The sequence below is a fragment of the Desulfobulbaceae bacterium genome, assembly GCA_013792005.1.
GTDB lineage: Bacteria > Desulfobacterota > Desulfobulbia > Desulfobulbales > VMSU01 > VMSU01.
The window spans coordinates 13677-29814 of the sequence record VMSU01000087.1; the positions used below are offsets into that span (position 1 = coordinate 13677).

The following is a 16138-nucleotide window of genomic DNA, read 5'->3' on the forward strand; positions in this document are numbered from 1 at the left end:
TGAGATTACGAAATAACGGTGCTTACTCGTCTGGGGGGATAAACACAACACCTCTACCAGTCTCATCTCCTCATTAGCTTGATTAGCCAAGTAAGTGCAATATTTTTCTAACCGTCTCGAATATCGATTCTGTTGAGGCGATTGGAGTGGTAATTACTAACCGGCTGTCAGGGGTGATGCGTGCGGTCTTTTTGTGGCGTTCCACGTAGAGTAAAATCCGTTCTGGGGAAAGTGGGGTATTGTTGGCAAAGGAGAAAACCAGGGCGTTGGGAGCTGCTTCCAGTTTGACGATATGTAAGACTTTGAGCATAAGTTTCAATGTGATAACGCCAAAGAGATTGAGGGTGGATGGTGGCAACTGTCCGTATCGATCCGCAAATTCTGCCATCAAATCGTTTGCCTCTTCCTCTGAGCCAATGCTGGCGATCCGGCGATAGGCAATGTAGCGCTGGTCCGGATCGGGGATAAAGCTTTCCGGGATAAAGGCCGAAAGTTTGAGGTTAATTTCCGGGTCGATCTCTGGGGGAGGTGGTTGTCCATCTTCGCCAAACTCCCCACGGCGCTTGAGGTCATCGACTGTTTTTTGGAGCAGGTCGAGGTAGAGGTCGTAGCCCACTGCGGCGATGGTACCGCTCTGGGATTCTCCTAAAATATTGCCGCCACCGCGGATTTGGAGGTCGCTTAAGGCCAGCTTGAAGCCGCCGCCCAGTTCGTTATAGTCCATCAAGGCGCGCAGGCGTTGTTTGGCATCTTTGGAAAGGAGGTCAAGCGATGGGACCAGGAGGTAGGCGTAGGCCTGTTCTTTACTGCGGCCCACTCGGCCTCGAAGTTGATAGATCTCTGCCAGGCCCATGCGGTCCGCACGGTTGATGATGATGGTGTTGGCGTTGGGGATGTCGAGCCCTGATTCGATGATGGTGGTACAGATCAGGACATTGACTTCCTTACGGACAAAGTTGACCATGATCTCTTCCAGATTTTTGCCTGGCATCTGGCCGTGGGCTACGGCAATTTTTGCCTCGGGCACCAGTTTCTGAACCCTGAATGCTAGTTCGTGAATGGAATGGACACGATTGTGGACCAGGAAGACTTGGCCGCCCCGTTGCAACTCGCGGATGACGGCTTCCTTGATCACCAGGTCTGAATATTTGGCGATGAAGGTCTTGACCGATTGGCGGTTAACCGGTGGGGTACTGATCACCGACAGGTCACGGACGCCGAGGAGTGACATCTGCAGGGTGCGAGGGATGGGGGTGGCGGTCAGGGTCAGGACATCGATCCCGCTCTTTAATAATTTCAGGCGTTCTTTGTGAATGACGCCGAAACGGTGTTCCTCGTCGACAATCAGGAGCCCCAGGCGTTTGAAACTCACATCCTTGGAGAGAATGCGGTGGGTGCCGATGATGATGTCTACCCGTCCTTCGCTTAAGTTTTTCAGGATATGTTTCTGCTCGGCTGTGGTGCGGAAGCGGTTTAAGCACTCAATGGTCACCGGGAATCCGTTCAGTCGTTCCCGGAAGGTCTCGGCGTGTTGTTCGGCAAGGACTGTGGTCGGCACCAGAACGGCAACTTGGTACCCGTCGGCGACGACTTTGAAGGTGGCGCGAATAGCCACCTCTGTCTTGCCAAATCCGACGTCACCGCAGACTAGTCGATCCATGCACTGTTCGGAGGTGAGGTCGTCGAGAACCTCGTTGATGGCTTTGATCTGACCTGGTGTTTCATCGTAGGAGAAAGACTCCTCAAGTTCCTGGTAGAGTGCATCGGGACGGGAGAAGGCTGTGCCAGTGACCACCTTGCGTCGGGCGTAGAGGGTGAGCAGATGCTGGGCTACCTTCCACACTGCCTCCTGGACTTTTTGTTTGGTGGAGGTCCAGGCTTTGCTGCCTAAGCGAGTGAGCACCGGGGCCTTGTCTGAGAGGCCGTTGTATTTGCTGATGGTGTTGATTCGATCCACCGGCACATAGAGTTTGTCGCCATCCTTGTAGGTTAAGAGCAGGAAATCGTTGGCCACTTCGCCCACGATGATATTGATGATGCCGTCATAAATGGCCAGGCCGTGGTCGCGGTGGACCACGATGTCACCGATTTTCAGCTCCTCGAAGTTAACAGTAGTTTCATTGTCGGTCTTGGCTTTGCGTTTCTTGGTTCTGGAGATGCGTTTCTCACCGAAGAGTTCGATTTCAGAAACGAAGTGGATTTTTTCCTCAAGGAGATCAAAACCTGTGGACAGGGGAAATGGATAGAGTGTAATCGCCTTGCTTGTGGTTGTAAGCGTTAGTGCGGGGCCGTTACTGATCGTGATGGGCAGATCGTGAGCCGAGAGCATCTGGCCAAGTTGGGTCGCGTGCCGTTCGGAGCGGCATGAGATGTGGATCTGGTCGCCAGTGTTGAGCCAGTCTCGGAGGTAGGCGGTGAGTGGCGCGAGCAGTCCAAATTTCTGGCGCTGCAGTTCGAGGTGCTGTTTGATCAGGATGTGGTTGCCGCAGTGGAGAGAAATGGTATCGATTGCCGGGTTGGTTAAAGCGGTTTGAGATCCAGTTGTTTCAGGGGGTAGGGGCGCTGTTGTTTCGGTTGGTGATTCTTCAAAGTCAAAAAGTTTGACCAGACGGAATTGCTCAGTGCGTTGATTAAACACCTCTTCTGTCAGGAAAAGTTCTTCTGGAGGGACTATAGCGGTTTGTGCTGTTTGAGACTCTTGGTAGTTGGTGTTAATCCGTTCCCATACCAGCTGGATGGTTCTGGCGATCTGGTGGGGGTCAAGAAGGAAGATCATGCTGCCTGGGGTCAGGAAGCTCAGCGGATCGCTTAAGGTGTCATAAAACAGGGGGATAAAAAATTCAATGCCTGGAAACTTGAGTCCACCGTCGATTTTTTCAAGGATCACATCAAGCTCGTCCCTGCTCCACCTGAGGTCCTCGGAGATCTGCCGAATACGGGTTAACAGTTTGGTCTGTCCCGCGTCGGTCGCCGGATAGAGGATGTCGCTAGCCGGGATAATCTCTGCTTCGGTGATCTCCTGGATCGATCGTTGGGAAATAGGATCGAAGAGGCGCATGGCCTCAACCGTATCGCCAAAGAAATCCAGGCGGACAGGGTACTCAAAACCAGGAGGAAAGATGTCCATGATTCCACCGCGGCGACTGAATTCTCCGGCGTTTTGGACCAAGCTCATCGACTCGTAACCAGCCTCGACCAGACGGCGGGAAAGGTTCTCCTGATCGACCTCCTCACCACTGATGATCAGTTCTGCCAGACCGGTAAGCAGGATGTCTGGCAGAACTTTGCGCAGAAGTGCCTCGCAGGAAGCCACCATGATATAAGGACCGGTTCCGGTCTTGATTTGGTAGAGGACTGACAGCCGTTGGGCTGTGGTCTGAGGGTCAGGCGACAGCGGAGAGTAGGGCGGTATTTCATAGCCGGGGTAGTGGTGGATTGGGGTGGTGGTGAATAGCGCCAGGTCTGAAGCCATTTGGACTGCCTGTGACTCGGTTGCTGTCACCAGGAGCAGCGGGGCGCCGAGGGCGGTGTTGGCTCGGGCGGCGAGGAGGGCGGCTGCGCTGGGTTTGAGTCCGGCAAGCGAAAGCTGAGCATTTTTATGTCCCAGCAGAGTTATGATGTGTTTAAAAGTTTTCAATGGGAGAGATGGCTAGGGTGATGTTTGTGAGGAAAGAGAGGGCCATTGACAGGTGAGTTGGTTCTTTCTTGTAGGGTTGTTGGTGATAAGTGGCGCCAAAAAAATTGGGTTCGAAGAGGTGGCGTTTGGTTAGATATTCACTTCAAGAGAGTAGACTGTTATTCTTGATATGTATCGATTTTTTGTAACCGTTCACCTGGGGCATCAAAACTACAGGTAACCCCGGAACTGTAAACGTTCATATCGCTGCAGATGCGCGAAAGAGGCCTGTACGCTATACACATGGTATGCGGACCAGGCCGATGACAAAGCAGATGCGGTGTTGCTGAACGTTTACGATTTTTGGTGATAGGATTGAATAGATCAGTCTATTCCGGAGGGTTTTAATGTGCTGTGAAAATTTCTATTATACGTTGGCCGGGTAGATGTTTGCAAGGTTTTTGATGGAAACAAAAAACCCGCGAATCATTGCTGATTGCGGGTTTTAAGAACTGCTATGAACTATTGTGGACTACAATATGGTGCCGAAGGCGAGACTCGAACTCGCACGACCGTGGGTCGCCACCCCCTCAAGATGGTGTGTCTACCAATTCCACCACTTCGGCAAAGCATAATTTCTTATTGTTCTTGTTTTTGGGCTGGAGCAGCCTCCTTTGGTTGAGACTCAGCCGGTATTTTAACCTCTTGTGTTTGAGGTGCTGCAGCAGGTGTGTCTGTGGTCTTGGCGCCGGGGAATTGGGCCGTTGGGTCAGTCTTGCCTTCGCTCTGGACCTGTGTTTCCGGGGTCATTGGCACTTCGACCGGAGTCGGTGCAATATCGACTTGTTGCTCAATTGGTGCAGTTACGCGCATTGACTTCATCACCGAACTTTTGGAAGTGTTGGCGGAGTAGTAGGCCAATGAGACGGAAGTAATCATAAAAACAATGGCACCAGTCGTGGTGATTTTGTTAAGCAATGGCAATGGACCTTCTGTGCCGAATACTGTCTGTCCTGAGCCGCCACCAAAGGAGGCACCCATGTCAGCCCCCTTGCCGTGCTGAAGGAGCACGATAACGATTAGGAAGAAACAGACAGAGATATGAACAATTGTTAACAGGGTGACCATTAAAAAATCCTGGTTAGAATAGGTACAACTTTAATTATGCGCCGGTTCGATGATGAATGATCCGGGCAAAAGAATCAATTTGCAACGCGGCGCCACCGACGAGCGCGCCATCAATGTCCGCCTGGCCCATTAAGGCATCAACGTTGTCCGATTTGACCGAGCCACCATACAATATTCTAATTCCACTAGCAACAGTTTTCTTAAAAAGGTCGGCGAGAATTGTTCGGATAAAGGCATGGGCGTCTTGGGCCTGCTCGGTGGATGCCGTCTGGCCGGTACCAATGGCCCAGACCGGCTCGTAAGCGATTATCAGGTGGTTTGGATCGTCCAGGGTGACAGCGGCAAGCCCTTCGCGGAGCTGGGACTCAAGCACTTGTATGGTGTGACCATTCTGGCGTTGCTCCAGAGTTTCGCCAATGCAGAGCACTGGAATTAGACCAAAGGACATGACTCCTTGCAGGCGAAGGTTGATCATGGAGTTATCTTCGTGAAACAGGTGGCGGCGCTCGGAGTGGCCGAGGATCACAAGGGTGCACCCGATTTCCTTGAGCATCAAGGGAGAAATCTCCCCGGTAAAGGCACCTTTATCCGCCCAACAGGCATTTTGGGAACCAAGCAGAACCTTGGTTCCGCGCAGCGCTTCGGCCACGGTGGGCAAAGAGGTAAATGGCGGAGCGATCATGACTTCGCATTCGGCGTCAGTAGTAGCAAGTCCTACGGCAGTAGCGAGTTTTGCGGCTTCCGCAAGGGTAAGGTGCATTTTCCAGTTTCCGGCAATTAAGGTGCGGCGCGGCATGGTGTAATCTCCTGTTAAACGTGAAATGTTGTCTTAGTCTAAGGCCGTGACCCCAGGGAGTTGTTTCCCTTCCATCAATTCAAGAAAGGCCCCGCCGCCGGTGGACATGTAGGAGACCTTATTGCCGGCATTGGCCTGGTTGATGAGGGCATTGGTATCGCCGCCACCCACTATGGAAAGAGCGGAGCTGTTGGTGACCGCTTGGACCAGGGCTGTTGAGCCGTTGGCAAATGGCGTCATTTCAAAAGCTCCCATGGGGCCGTTCCAGACGATGGTCTTGGCTTCAGCGAGAGCTTTGGTGAAGGATGCTGCGCTGTCTGGGCCGATGTCTAGGATCATCCATCCGTTCGGGACCTTGTCCAGCCCTACTATCCGGGTTGTCGCGTCGGCGGCAAAGGTATCAGCCACTACAAAATCCGTGGGCAGGTGGATGGTTATGTTCTTGTTACTGGCCAGACTCAGAAGCTCGCGGGCGGTGTCGAGCAGATCGTTTTCAACCAGAGATGAGCCGATGTCGTGGCCTTGGGCCTTGAGAAAGGTGTTAGCCATAGCCCCGCCGATAATCATCCCGTTAACCCGGTCGAGCATGTTGCGGATGGCCGATAGTTTTGAGGAGACCTTGGCGCCGCCGAGGATCGCCATTAATGGACGGGCTGGATTGATTACCGCCTTATTGAAGAATTCAATCTCTCGGTAGAGTAGCAGGCCGGCAGCCTTGGCGGTGAAATAGTGGGTTACCCCCTCGACCGATGCGTCTGCCCTGTGGGAGACAGCGAAGGCATCGTTGATATAGCAATCACCAAAGGCGGACAGAGCCTTGGCAAAGTCAGGATCGTTTTTTTGTTCTTCAGGATGAAAACGGAGATTTTCAAGAAGCATTATTTCGCCTGCCTTGAGACCGTCAGCCATGGCCATGGATTCTGGTCCCAAACAGTCAGGGGCCATGAGGACCGGCTGTTTCAAAAGTTCACTGAGCCGCTTTGCCGCAGGGGCCAGAGAGAATTTTTCCAGGCGTTGTCCCTTGGGACGTCCGCAATGGGAGCAGAGTACGACTCTGGCGTTTTTTTCGATCAGGAGTCTGATCGTGGGTAGCACTCCCTGTATCCTGGTGTCATCGGTGATGTTCCCACTGCTATCCATGGGGACATTAAAGTCCACCCGCATCAGGACTCGTTTGTTGGTCACATCAAGATCGTGTATTTGCATCATGACAAGGACTCCTTGTGATAAGTTTGTGGGCCGGGTGGCATTGCGAGTTGGGACACAAAAAAATCGCTATCTATGGCTGAAATGGAACAACGCAATCTATTGTTCAACGTAACTACACAGGTTAACGGTAATTAGTTGTCGGTTTACGGTTAAAAGAATCATGGTTAGTCATAAATCATCGCATGATACTCAATGTCAGTGTGTTCTCAGCCATTGGCAGGACCCTATCACCGTCAACTGTCAACCGTAAACCGACAACCTGAGCAGTTATTATTCAACTTGAGTAATTAATTGTTTTTTTACTAGGATAGCATCGTCTGCGGGCGTGGTATAGTAGTTTTTTCTCTGGCCTACGATCTGGAACCCATTTTTTTGATACAAGGTCAGGGCAATGCGATTCGATGCGCGTAGTTCAAGAAAACATTCCTTGACCAATGAGGCCAAGAGGAATTGATCAACCGCTGTCAGCAGGATTGAGGCGAGACCTTGTCTGCGGTATTCACGGTCTACCGCAATTTTGCGGATTTCTGCCTCGTCAAGAATGGTGGCGCCAAAGATGTAGCCGAGGATACGGGTAGTGGATGAGAGAGGGTGGGTTCGTGGCGGATGGCGCTCCGTCTCAACTGCTTGCATTAAGTAAGATTTCGTTTCAGCTGAGGCTGGGAGTCTGATCACGAAGTGCCAGCCATGAGGCAAGGTCAACTCATCCTTGAGTTGATCATAGGTCCATGGTCCGGTGAGTGTCTGTTCGATGGCCCAAACCCCGGCAAGATCGGCTTGGGTCATGGCGCTCACTTCGAGCCGGGCGGGTTTCACGGGAAAGGAGCGCTTCGGTTTTTGGAGCGTATCACCTGAATCCCGCCCGTTTGGATCACACCATCTGCTCGGCGATGGACACGGTTCGGTCGGCAAGCATGTTGGTGTAACTGCCCAGTTCATTATCGTACCAGCCGTAAATCACGGTTTGGGTGACGGGGATGTCCAGGATATCCGGATGGCCGTTTAAGCACCCGATGCCGAGCTTTTTCAGATTGACTTTGATTGAGGCTGTCCGGGTGTGGTTTTCGGTGCCTTCTATGATGGCTGCGGCAAACGGGGTGCCGATAATGTCTGAGGAGACATTTTGTTCATCGGTGTAGACCAGGTATGGAGTACGGCTGGAGTAATCACGATAGATAGAGTTGATCGTGTCACGTTTGATCGGATTTTGCAGATCGTCCTGGAGATTGATGACCAGGATGATCAGGGAACCTGATGAGGTCGGAATCCGCACTGATTCTGCGATGAAGCCGATATTGCCCATCTCTGGGATGACAAGCTTCAAGGCCTTGGCAGCGCCGGTGGTGGTCAGGATGATGTTGTTTAAGATACTTCGATTCTTTCGCAGGTCGGTTGCCCCTGCGCTGGGCAGGCGGTCCAGGACCTGTTGACTGCCGGTGGCGGCGTGGATAGTGACCATTGAAGCGCTCAGGAAATTGTCGGCCCCGAAGTGATCCATCAGTGGTTTGATCATGTACGACAGGCAGGTTGTGGTGCATGAAGCGCCGGAGATCAGACTGTGCTTGGTGGGGATATAGTCGTCGGTGTTGATGCCCATAACTGTGGTGATGGCATCATCCGGCATGTTCAATCCCTTGGCCTTGATCTTGAAGGGGGCGGAGAGGATCACCTTTTCCGCCCCGGCCTTGAGATGACCGCGCAATGCTCCCTTGGGGGCATCGGCGTCGGCGGTGGGGTCATTAAAGACGCCGGTGGTGTCAACTACCAGGCGTACTCCGTTCTCTTTCCACTTGATGTCTCCAGGGTTACGAGATTGACGAAGGATAGTGAGCGGGACACCGTTAACGGTCATAGTACCTTTTTCTTCGTTGAGGTTCTCGATTACTCGACCACCTTTGAAGCCGAAGAGGTAATTACTGAGCTTGCCGTAGGTGCTGTCACGTTCGATAGAGGCGGCGAGGTCGTTCAGCCCCTGTCCAACTTCGCGGCCAATGTTGACGACAATTTCAGAGAAGTGCTTTCTGCCTGCATGGTGCCATACTGACAGTTTACCGATACGGCCAAGGCCGTTAATGCCTAATTTCATGTGTAATCTCTCCTGCGGTTATGGTACGGAAACAAGCTGTGGGGAGTGAAGACCTGAAGTGTTCCTGGTTATTTGGGCAGGAAATACTGGTCTCATCTTTTTGCATAAACGTGGTGTTACTATAAAAACGCAGTCGACTTTGGGCAACTAGAAAGATGGTGGAGAGCGAAAAAAACGTTAAGTTTACCCTTTGGCAGTACCGTTATGCCGGGTTCCGCTCGGCATGACGGTAAAACTTTTGATGCTCAAGATCGGTGATAATCAACAATTTTAACTACTCAGGTTATTGGTTTACGGTTGTCAGCTAGCGGTTAGTGATTTCTACAAATGGTTGGCAGACTCACAGATATCATGAATTATTCTATGCTGATGATATTTGTGAGTCTGTTAACTGTAAACCGGTAACTGATAACTGATCACCGTTAACCAGGGTAGTTACCAATAATCAGCAGTAAGCAGGGAGCGATGGGTGTGTAATTATTTGTTGATCCAAATGCCTTCGCCAGGGTTGATTGTGGAAAGGTGGCTAAAACCTTTGCTGGCAGCATAGCCGCCTGGGGTCTCCTCGCCGGGCAGGGCTACTGACCATTTACCATTATCCCATTTCCAGATAGAGACAATCCCGCTGTTTTCAGCGCTGATTGTAGACACGTAGGTTGGATATTCACCTTTTAGGCCTACCAGGTTCCAACCGTTGGCCAGGGCCAACGGGCCAATGTCTGGGACCCCCAATAACGGCATATTGAAGGGGACTTTGCTTGGGCTGTTGAGCCAGAATCCCTCTCCTGGAGTGATCTCTTCCAGGAATCCAAATCCCTTGGAGGCTGCGTACGTTTTTCCTCCATCGCCATCGGTAGTAATGTAGACTTCCCATTTGCTTCCGTGCCATTTCCAGGCACTGGTGATCGATGCTTTTGCTGGCATCAGGGTGGCCGGTACGTTGAATCCAATTGGAGAACTGAGGAGATTCCAGCCAGGGTGTATTGTCGCGGAGAGTTCGGTTTCTGATGGGGAGATTCTGGTGATACCTAAGTTTTTAATGGCGGTGCTGGTTAGCGGTTTTACTGTAGCTGTCCCGCTGTAGTCACCCGAGTTCATGATGCCGTTATTATCGGTGTCGCCATAGGCAAAGAGATAGATCGTGGAACCTATGGGCAATCCCGGGATTGAATAGGCGCCAACGTCACTGATCACCGCTGAGCCAAGGAGCGTAGATATTTGTGGGATCGGTCCACTATAGGCGGTAACAAAGGTTTTTCCGACATTGATGCCGGTGACTTTGGGGTTGTACTGGATAGTACCTGAAACGGTCGTTGTTGGTAGCAGCAGGAACGTATCGCTATTCCAACTATCAGCGTCCATCCCCAAGGATTGCCAAATCTCAGCTCCCAGGATGAGTTTGGTGAAGCCAGGCAACTGTGAGAGCAGAATTCTTCCTTCTATGACATTGCCAATTCTAATATCGGAGTTAGAGGTTGGCAGTTCATCCATGTTCCAATTGAGGTCGTAAGTGTAAAGGAGATAGGACATATTTCCGGATTCATCCAATTCGATCTCAGCATAGACGTTACTATTCCCACTTGAGTCTTCATTGTAAAATCCTATGCCGACATTAATATCTTTTCCTGGGGGGGGCGATGCAGTTTTGATCATCCAATAGAGGTACTTGGCATCTCTGGCGATAGAGAGTGTTTGAATGTCAATGGTAGCCGGTGGTGTGGAGTTGTTGTAAGACCAAGGCCACCCTTCTCCGAGGTTGGGGATTCCGTTCCAGTCAGAGGCCGAGCCATCGATGGTAATTGTTTTTACCGGAATTTCTGTTGTTAAGGACGGCCATTCATCCTGGGTCATGTTGGGCCAAAGTCCACCGATGGTAGGGTCAATGGGGGCTGTGGCAAATTCTCCATCAGCCGTGAATTTAGGCAGATGGGAACGGATATCGATAGGCGCTTGTCCACTTTTGCCAAACAGGACGGAGAAGTCAAATTTTGCATCGACGTCGTCAATTGCTCCATTTCCCACTAAGGCCGGACGATTTCCGACAATGGAATTTTTTACTTCGTTTAAGGTGATAAGTGCGTCCTTGGCCGCATCCATTTCCTGTTGGTCGGCAAAGGTGAAGAGGTCGTCGGTCTGGGCATCAACCTCGTTGGAGATTGAGTTATATGCTAATTGTGAGGTATCGATAGCCAGGAGCAGCGCTGTCTTAGCTGCGGTCATGGTTGTCGAGGAGGTTGTCTTCAACTTCATCAATTTGGTGTATTTGTCCAGTAGATCCCGTTGCAGTTGAAAAACTCCGGCATTGCCGAGAATGAATATCTGGCGGAGGTCGGCATTGTCCATGTCCCAGGCATGGAAGATCAGGGCCTGTGCCTTGATGGTGCAGAGCAAGGCCTTTAGAGTAAGGACGTCGCCTAAGTCAATTTCAACGGGAAGATTCCCGGTTTCGGTAGCGGTCAAGGTCAGGGTAAAGGAATTAGTCGATTTTATGATTACATCAAGATCTGTTATTGAGGCAGTAAGCATGGTGACCAGAGGGCCGGCAAGATAGTCGGTAACTTTGCTGGCGGACGGAATGGTCGTTGGTGGATAGTACTTGCCGTCAACTTCTAGAGGGGCGTCATAAGGGGAGTCGATATCAAGGTAATCATTGTTGTTGTGGGTAATACCAAAGCTTTCGAGGAGGTCTCGGATAGTGGTTAAACCAGAATCTGTCGGGGACATGGTCAGGGCTGAAGCTAAAACCCGGGTTACTGCGGTGAAGAAACGAGCTTCACGGTCAGTGGCATCACTCTGGACTGCTGATGCGAATGCGGTGTTGGCTGTAAGGATGCCTGGAACTGTGGGCGAGCCGTTGTTGAACAAAGCGCTCCGTCCTTCGGTAACTTTGGCGCTCGACGCCTGGCTCAATGTTGAATATCCCAGGACGAATATCCCCACTGCGAAAACAGTCCCTACAATACGTTTGATCATTGCTTCCTCTCTCTCCTTGTTGATGTGCTTACAGAACACATTTTAGGTGTGGTTGGGTCACGCTATGGGTAATTAATGTGGTCTTGGCGCTGTCAGATTATTTAAATGTGGTGAGGAAAATATTACTGCGCAGCTTGTTCCCTTGGAATTTTCTTTGGCCGGTTAAAACGGTATATGACCTCGTCACGATTGAAGCGTCTTCAGGGTCTATTTCCAGCCACTCTGTGTTGAGAACGGTATCACCAGTGGAGAGTTCGACTTTTCCTTCAAAACGGATCGTTTGTTTGCCGGGCTGTATCCGAGCGGTTCCTGCTATGATGGTTGCCTTGTGTTCCCGTCCTTCCTGGTCGATGGTAATGCATATAGGTTGGCATATCAGCGCCGATATATTTGCTCCCGGAAAGGGTGAGAATAGCGAGTCGATAGCCAGAAGCTCCGATAGGTGTTGAGGTTGGTTTGGCCCGGTCTCTTCGGTTTGGGATGGTTGTCGGATTATTAATGTCCCTTGATTGACATATATCTCCTGAAGCAGAGCGAAACGGAAAAAACCTAACTTTTTATTTTGCAGCCGGAGTCTCTCTCCTTTGAAGGACAAGACCTCTCTTCCCGCTCGACTTAAATGATAGTTGAATCCGGAAATCTCTTGCGGCTGCCGAGGGAATTGATACGAGTTGCCAGATAAGTTTTTGGCCGACAATGACACGGGGTGTCCTGGCGCCATCATTTCGCCGAGTATGGGGTTTAACAGGGCAAGGCACGGGATACTCAGTGCCATGCCGAGAAAGGAGAGCCCTCTCATCTTATTGGATTTCCTCTGCCGCATCTAACTGCCAGGTTAGGGTGAATAGCGCTTGGATATTGGTCAAGGCAGTGGGGCGCGACGAATTGTCATGTATGACACAGGATGAAGGCAAAATCAAGGGAATTGTCTCTGGTATTTGCTATGGGTCGCTGGTGATTTTGGTGATTATTCAACCTGCCATGAAATCATGATGGGAGGAAGGGGGGTATTCTCCGGGAGAGCCGGTTTGTGGGGTCGATACATCATGGCGAGCGCCCTAATGGTAACGTTTCGTAAGTTGCCCTGTATTCGTATCTCAAAAAAACTGCTGTTTACAGTAATCATTGGGATGTGCAAATCGCCGTAGACGCTCTTATACCAGTCTGTTGAGGCAAGATCGTGGGCGTGGTCAGTGCGGTAGGCCAGCAGGGCCTCCACAGTTGCCTGGTCGATCCCTTCACTTAAGGTGCGCAGCACAATGGAGTTGGCCGTGTTGATGTTGACTAGGCAATCGGTGCCGTAGGGAGTAAAGAACTGGGCGATGCCGGGGCGGACCTCCGTGCCATAGAGCAATTCGTCACTGATCCCGCGAACGAGCAACAGTTCGTCGATTGAGGCTATTGGCCCGTTACGACAAGAGTATGGCGCTGCCAAGGTTTGGTACCACGAGTTTTCTGCCCCGAATTCGGTGATGTCGTCATCAGGGTCAAGCCAGTCCTTGATGGCGTCGAGGATTTGCCCCGCCTCTTCTGGAGAGACTCTGATCTCCTCCGAGGTGAGCAGGCGCATAAAGCGATTTTTTTGTTCTGGCTCGAAGGCTCCTTCCGCAGTGATCAAGGCGTTGACCTGGAGACGCCCTGAATGATCGTCAATGGTGAGATCGATGGCGCCATCGTCAAACAAGGTGTCGGCCTGTTGTTTGAGCCACGGTTGGTTGGCCCAGTGGTCGAGGAGCGAGTCGTGGTGGTTAAGTTTCTGATCGGCATAGAGTACGGAACTTGCCAGGCTGACTGTCGATCGGGCGCGTTGCTGCAGGTCGATGCGGGTCATGCTGTAGGCGGCGCCAGTTAAATTCCGACGAATGACGGAGCCGAAGTTGAGCGTGATAACCACCATGAAGACGAGAACCAGGAGGGTGGTGAGCAGGGCGACTCCTCTGTTGTTGGCCAGTGGAGAGGTCATCGGTTGGCGCTGACCGGAATCAGGAAACTGGTAGTGAAATGGATATCCCCTGATGGTGCGGTTGGGTCATGGAAACGGAGGGTAACAGTTACCCGTTGGGGTATTCCGGATTCTGGGTTGGCATTGCTGTCCCAGGAGGAATATTCTTGATTGTGTCCATCAGCGCACTTGAAATCGATACCCGTCAGTAGTTCACAGAGGATAGCTCGATCTTCGGATGAAGGATGCTGCTCCTCACTCTCAAGGGGCGTGGCGGTTCTGAATAGAGTTAGTGTCGAGTCGGTGGTTTTTTCGGCGCTGTAGGTAATGAGTGTGCCTTGTGCTTGGAATTTACGTGTGTTGCCGGCAGGGACATTGGCCCTGGAAATGAATTGGATGGTGTCGTTGTCCAGGCTTTTATCTGTCTGATCTGTCAGGATAAACTGGCGTCTTGCAACCGGGTTGTTTTCGGAGTCCTTGAGCGGAGGCAGGAGAGGTATTGCTTCCAAGTCTTCTTGAATTCGGAGCATTGCCGTTCTGGCCATAGCGTAGATCTCGCCCTGCTGTTCTGTGCGGCTGACCAGGTCCATCGATTGCCCTATGGTCATATAGAGAATTGACATCAGCAGCGCGAACATGGAAAGTGCCAGCAGTATCTCGAGCAGGGTAAACCCTGCCTGGTACGAGCGGATCGGTAGTGAAAAATATCGTTTTGGGTAAGGGCTGGTCATGATCCGGGTGGGGCGATGAAGAGATACCCCCTCTGGTGATAGGTGTAGCGGGTCTGATCCTGCCACGACACCGTGACGTCTATCTTGAAGAGGCCTTGGAGTGCAGGGTCCAGTCCCATGGCAGCCGGAGTAATCAGTGTCTGCCATCGATAGCCGGGGAAATCGTCTCCCCATTCGCCTTGTTCGGAAATGCTCTTGATCTGAGTGGCCGAGAGGGAGCGGGTCATGATGTCCTGGGCCAGCAGTGGTGCGGTGGTCTGGAATTTGGTTTCGGTGGCGAGCGAGATATTGCGGGCTTGGGAGGAAAGCATGGCGGTAAAGGCAATGGCGATGATCGCCAATGCTATCATCACTTCAAGTAGTGTGAAGCCGTTAGAAGAAGTGTGCGGGGTGAACCCTTGAGAGCAGCGTCGGGTCTTGGCCTTCATTGATCCACGTCCAGGTAGCCGGGGACGCTTTTGACCCGGTCCAAAAAAGGTTCGATTACCAAGCTGACTTGATCCCCCTTTGCATCTTGAAGATGGATGATGGCGTGGTCTGCGCGGCCCTTCGGTGAAAAATAGAGGTCTACCTGGCCACGGACTTTCCCGTTGCCGCTAATCCAAATATCGGTGATGGTGACAGAATCCGGGATCTTAACGGCCTTGATTTCTCGGCTTGAGGTTTTTTTGGTGCTGCCATCAACGAGCACCTCATCTCGAAACACCCGGAGGTGATGCTGGCTGGGATCTATTTCCATACCATAGGTTTTTCCCTCGCGCATGGCAGAGAGTCGGGCTTCCTGGGCAAGTCCGCCGATCATTCGTGTTGTGCGTCCTAAGTCGTTGCTGAAAAATTGTCCGTGTAAGCGGGGGATTGCCAAGCCGAGGATGATGGTGATCAGCAGCAGGACTACGGCGACCTCGATCAGGGTAAACCCCTGGCACTGCTTGAAGGAAAATAGACATTGCCTTGGTGGGAACTCGATCTTTTTGCGGCATGGGGGAGCACTCACCGGCAGCATGTCCTTAAACCAATAAAAATTCCAGGGGTGGCGGGTGCTATTCAATGTCCCAGTTGGAGATGTCGGCATCTTTCCCTTCACCGCCCTGTTGGCCATCGGCGCCATAGGAGATGATTTCGTACTCCCCTTGGATGCCGGGATGGAGATAGATGAAATCGTTGCTCCATGGGTCCTTGGGGACTCGGCCTTTTTCCAGATATCCCCCCTCTCGCCACTTGCTGGACAATTTGCCTACACTTGGCGGAGTGACCAGGGCCTCAAGCCCTTGCTCGGTTGTAGGGTAGGCTCCGTTATCTAAACTGTAAAGTTTGAGCGCAGTTTCCAGATTTTGGATCTGGATCGCGGCTTTTGTCCGTCGTGCCTCTTCGGGACGTCCCATGATCCTGGGGACGATGAGGCCTGCTAAGATGGCGAGGATGACCATGACCACCATAAGTTCGATGAGGGTGAAACCGGCGTTTTTATGGGTTTTGACTGGCGGGAGTGTGAGCATGCTGATGTTCCTGGTCAATAAGGGACTCGGAAATTACCAATTTACCTGGATCGCGCCCGGATCTGGGTCAGATTTGGTTGCACCGATTGAACAAAACCGCAGGCGTAGCAGCGCTACGTCGAGGATTTTGTGATTGAGGTGCGACCACAGATGGCCCAAAG

Annotated in this window: 13 protein-coding genes and 1 tRNA gene; all 14 read right to left on the reverse strand. The window is 51.7% G+C overall.

Features of this window, described 5'->3' with window-relative positions; translation table 11 throughout:
- Positions 1-82: 82 nt before the first annotated feature.
- A complete protein-coding gene (gene mfd, locus FP815_04745; GenBank protein ID MBA3014246.1) occupies positions 83-3619 on the reverse strand; it encodes a transcription-repair coupling factor in 3537 nt (1178 codons plus the stop codon).
- 537 nt (positions 3620-4156) lie between these two features.
- Positions 4157-4242, reverse strand: a tRNA-Leu gene (locus tag FP815_04750).
- A gap of 13 nt (positions 4243-4255) precedes the next feature.
- Entirely contained in the window at positions 4256-4744 is a 489-nt protein-coding gene (gene secG / locus FP815_04755) for a preprotein translocase subunit SecG (GenBank protein MBA3014247.1), read from the reverse strand.
- A gap of 34 nt (positions 4745-4778) precedes the next feature.
- Positions 4779-5540 carry a triose-phosphate isomerase gene (locus FP815_04760; GenBank protein MBA3014248.1) on the reverse strand — a complete coding sequence of 254 codons (762 nt, stop codon included), beginning with the start codon at positions 5538-5540 and terminating at the stop codon, positions 4779-4781.
- 33 nt (positions 5541-5573) lie between these two features.
- Entirely contained in the window at positions 5574-6749 is a 1176-nt protein-coding gene (locus FP815_04765; protein MBA3014249.1) for a phosphoglycerate kinase, read from the reverse strand.
- A gap of 270 nt (positions 6750-7019) precedes the next feature.
- On the reverse strand, positions 7020-7688 hold the full coding sequence (rimI, locus tag FP815_04770; protein MBA3014250.1) for a ribosomal-protein-alanine N-acetyltransferase: 669 nt from the start codon (positions 7686-7688) through the stop codon (positions 7020-7022).
- The gene (locus FP815_04775; GenBank protein ID MBA3014251.1) at positions 7621-8835 is read right to left on the reverse strand and encodes a glyceraldehyde-3-phosphate dehydrogenase; all 1215 of its coding nucleotides are present in this window, start codon (positions 8833-8835) and stop codon (positions 7621-7623) included. The genes rimI and FP815_04775 overlap by 68 nt, the downstream gene beginning before the upstream one ends.
- 477 nt (positions 8836-9312) lie before the next feature.
- Entirely contained in the window at positions 9313-11808 is a 2496-nt protein-coding gene (locus FP815_04780) for a hypothetical protein (protein ID MBA3014252.1), read from the reverse strand.
- 97 nt (positions 11809-11905) lie between these two features.
- Complete coding sequence (locus FP815_04785; protein MBA3014253.1) at positions 11906-12631, reverse strand: hypothetical protein; 726 nt, start codon at positions 12629-12631, stop codon at positions 11906-11908.
- Positions 12632-12775: 144 nt separating this feature from the next.
- Positions 12776-13771, reverse strand: coding sequence for a general secretion pathway protein GspK (locus FP815_04790; GenBank protein ID MBA3014254.1), 996 nt, complete (start codon positions 13769-13771; stop codon positions 12776-12778).
- Complete coding sequence (locus FP815_04795; protein MBA3014255.1) at positions 13768-14655, reverse strand: prepilin-type N-terminal cleavage/methylation domain-containing protein; 888 nt, start codon at positions 14653-14655, stop codon at positions 13768-13770. Before FP815_04795 ends, FP815_04790 begins: the two co-directional genes overlap by 4 nt.
- Complete coding sequence (locus FP815_04800) at positions 14478-14909, reverse strand: prepilin-type N-terminal cleavage/methylation domain-containing protein (GenBank protein MBA3014256.1); 432 nt, start codon at positions 14907-14909, stop codon at positions 14478-14480. Before FP815_04800 ends, FP815_04795 begins: the two co-directional genes overlap by 178 nt.
- Positions 14906-15589, reverse strand: a complete 684-nt coding sequence (locus tag FP815_04805) for a prepilin-type N-terminal cleavage/methylation domain-containing protein (protein MBA3014257.1) — start codon at positions 15587-15589, stop codon at positions 14906-14908. The genes FP815_04800 and FP815_04805 overlap by 4 nt, the downstream gene beginning before the upstream one ends.
- Positions 15522-15977 (reverse strand): type II secretion system protein GspG, encoded by a 456-nt coding sequence (gspG, locus tag FP815_04810; GenBank protein ID MBA3014258.1) that lies wholly within the window; start codon positions 15975-15977, stop codon positions 15522-15524. The genes FP815_04805 and gspG overlap by 68 nt, the downstream gene beginning before the upstream one ends.
- Between the last annotated feature and the right edge of the window lie 161 nt (positions 15978-16138).